This is a genomic window from Sulfuricurvum sp., assembly GCF_049587615.1.
Lineage (GTDB): Bacteria > Campylobacterota > Campylobacteria > Campylobacterales > Sulfurimonadaceae > Sulfuricurvum.
On the sequence record NZ_JBAVEF010000009.1, the window covers coordinates 1 to 2,480 of the forward strand.

Consider the following 2,480-nt stretch of genomic DNA (forward strand, 5'->3'; position numbering starts at 1 on the left):
GGCGCTTGTGAGCGTCGGTGACGAGACGCTGCAGCACGTCTTTAAATCGATTATCGGGATCACGCTTGCCATAGCGATCTACGATCTGGCCAAAACGATTTTAGAAAAAGAAGTATTTTTCCGCTCTCTGACGCTGGAGGAGGGCAATGAATACGCGACTCTCACCAAATTCCTCACTTCGATCATTATCGCCCTCTCGATCGAATCGCTGATGGTGGTATTCAAAGTCGCCATCAACGACATCAGCCAGATGGATTACGCTTTTTATCTGATCAGCGGGGTCGGTATTTTGATCGTCTCGATGGCGGTGCTCACCTATGTGAGCCGCAAGAAAGGGGAACGGGGACTAGAAAAATAGCCTGTTCCTTTCCTACTTGTTTAATTCAACGTCTTTCCAGTACTTGGTTCCTTGGATTGTCGCCTGCAATGCCAGACCGTTTTGTGTCAATTTGTACAGTCGGATTCCCGGTGCGACGGTAATGGCGCCGCCGACTGCACCTCCTTTATCCGCCAGTTTTGCAGCGGCGTCGGCCTGCGCATTGGCTTCCCATCCTTCATTGACAAAGCGGTCGAATACCTCTTTGTTTTCGAAGAGAAAAACGGCTCGGAAATCTTTGATCCCCAATCCGAATCCCACGCCGCCTGAGGCCATATTCATGTAAACATTTTGCCCGGTTCCATTGGTATGGGCCACTCCCACGCCGCCTTCTGCAGAGAGGAGGACGAGATTCACCCCGACATTGCTAAACGCCGCATACCCGTAGGATTTGGCAACCATCTCTTTGGCTTCCGGAGCATGTTTGTAGAGAAGCTGCATCGTCTGGTCTCTGCTCTGCAGACGCTCTTGACGCTCCTCACCCACAGTTTTACCGCTCCAAAAACCGGAAAATACCACTACGGCTGCAGCGGCCCACAGAATTATCCACAACGATCGTGTACCTGATACCGATTGGTGTTTGAACAGATTCATAGACTCCTCCTTGAAAGATTTTGCCTACTCATTGTATGCTTCTTTATCTATACTTTTCTTAACAAATTTTGTTAGATATTAATGGAAGGATCAAATTGCGGCGGTGCTCACCTATGTGAGCCGTAAAAAAGGAACGGAAAGAGTAATCAGGGGATCGTTGCGTTGTGATAGCGGGCGAATTTCTTGCGCATCATCTTGATATGCAGCCAGCTCAATACGCCAAGAATCACCAAAAATACGCTAAATCGCAACGTATCCAGTCCTCCTGATTTGGCTCCGATGGCCATTCCGAAAAGCAGAAGCAGAAACAGGGTTATAAATCGAGAAAAAAGTTTGGTTGTTTTCATAAAATAGCTCACTTGAAAAATGGAAAAGCCATATCGGCACATGAAACATTTTGTTTAGCATTTCATCCTAAAATCCGCTCTGCACCTTTTTGGGTCAGTACCAGCGTCACGCCATCCTCTTTCATCTCGATCAGTCCGTCATTTTTCAGCTCATCCATTGCTATTTGAAAAGGACGGTCTTGTTTGGAGTCCAGCTTTTTCAAAATAGCGCTGATGACGTCTTGCTTGGTCATGATATGACCCGCTGCGGCGCGGCTTGATTTGAACCAGTTCATAAACATCGCTTTGATCTCATTTTTTTGAGTCGTTTCGATGTTCTCTTTTTTCGGCGGTGCTTTGCGCGCGACGTTTTGCGGAGGGTTTTTGTACTCTCTTTTCGGAGCCGGTTTTCTGTTTGTATTTGAAGGTTTGATGGGGAATCCTTGGTGTCCATGTTATGAGCGTATTGTAGTGATTTTTGCTTAATCACCCGCCTCTCTATAATTTCGGGAAAACGGCTTGTCCCATTCTCCTGATAGATTCAGGTAAAATATCGATCTTTTAAATGATTAAAAAATAATACTACGATTAGGAATGAGATGAAAGAGTTAAGTGCTATTGACTTAAAACTCGCGTTCGAGCAAGATCTTAAAATGGCTCTGTACACACTGGAAAGATATAACATCGATGCCAATTGGGCTTTAGTGGCCTGCGATGATTACGATGTTGATAAAGCGCATATCATGGACAGTGTGCGCCATAGCGATGTTATCCGAAAAATCAATGAACATTACATAGCCGTTTTATTTACTTTTGTGGATCATGTAGGCGCACGATGCGCTTTGGAAAAATTGATTAATCTCTATCCGCATCATCATTTGCGAGGGAGCCTGATCGTCTTGCAAAAAGGGGATACGATCGAATCGGTGTGTGAGCGATTGTTGGAAGCCAATCGCTTTATCCACCGGGATCCTCACCGGAAAATATTTCATGAATCCCACGATTTTCACGCGTAAATAAGAAGCCCGACTCTTTTTTCCCTTTTCTTATTTGGGAAAAGGAAACAGCATTCCGACGCGTTTTTGGTACTCTTTGTAGGTATTCCCCAACGTAGAAATCAAATCCCTCTCTTCATATCTAAGCCCGATAAAAATATAGATGCTCAACGTGATCGACAGCATCAA

Annotated in this window: 4 protein-coding genes and 1 pseudogene; 2 read left to right on the plus strand and 3 right to left on the minus strand. The window is 45.3% G+C overall.

Annotated features, from left to right (window positions below; genetic code table 11):
- Positions 1-358: pseudogene (locus tag WB308_RS00400) on the plus strand (hypothetical protein); the annotation flags it as partial.
- A gap of 12 nt (positions 359-370) precedes the next feature.
- On the opposite strand, the gene WB308_RS00405 reads toward WB308_RS00400, so the two are convergent.
- From WB308_RS00405 to WB308_RS00415, 3 genes are all read right to left on the minus strand, one after another.
- On the minus strand, positions 371-970 hold the full coding sequence (locus tag WB308_RS00405) for a hypothetical protein (RefSeq protein ID WP_424187867.1): 600 nt from the start codon (positions 968-970) through the stop codon (positions 371-373).
- A gap of 146 nt (positions 971-1,116) precedes the next feature.
- Positions 1,117-1,317, minus strand: coding sequence for a hypothetical protein (locus WB308_RS00410; RefSeq protein WP_424187869.1), 201 nt, complete (start codon positions 1,315-1,317; stop codon positions 1,117-1,119).
- A 62-nt stretch (positions 1,318-1,379) separates the two neighbouring features.
- Entirely contained in the window at positions 1,380-1,592 is a 213-nt protein-coding gene (locus WB308_RS00415) for a hypothetical protein (RefSeq protein WP_424187871.1), read from the minus strand.
- A gap of 303 nt (positions 1,593-1,895) precedes the next feature.
- Between WB308_RS00415 and WB308_RS00420 the strand changes: the two genes are divergently transcribed.
- Positions 1,896-2,312: a hypothetical protein gene (locus tag WB308_RS00420; protein ID WP_424187873.1), complete on the plus strand. Its 417-nt coding sequence runs from the start codon at positions 1,896-1,898 to the stop codon at positions 2,310-2,312.
- Positions 2,313-2,480 lie beyond the last annotated feature (168 nt).

Coding starts and splice junctions, on each gene's coding strand:
- WB308_RS00405 (WP_424187867.1), bottom strand. CDS start 970: ATGAATCTGTTCAAACACCAATCGGTATCAGGTACACGATCGTTGTGG.
- WB308_RS00410 (WP_424187869.1), bottom strand. CDS start 1,317: ATGAAAACAACCAAACTTTTTTCTCGATTTATAACCCTGTTTCTGCTT.
- WB308_RS00415 (WP_424187871.1), bottom strand. CDS start 1,592: ATGAACTGGTTCAAATCAAGCCGCGCCGCAGCGGGTCATATCATGACC.
- WB308_RS00420 (WP_424187873.1), top strand. CDS start 1,896: ATGAAAGAGTTAAGTGCTATTGACTTAAAACTCGCGTTCGAGCAAGAT.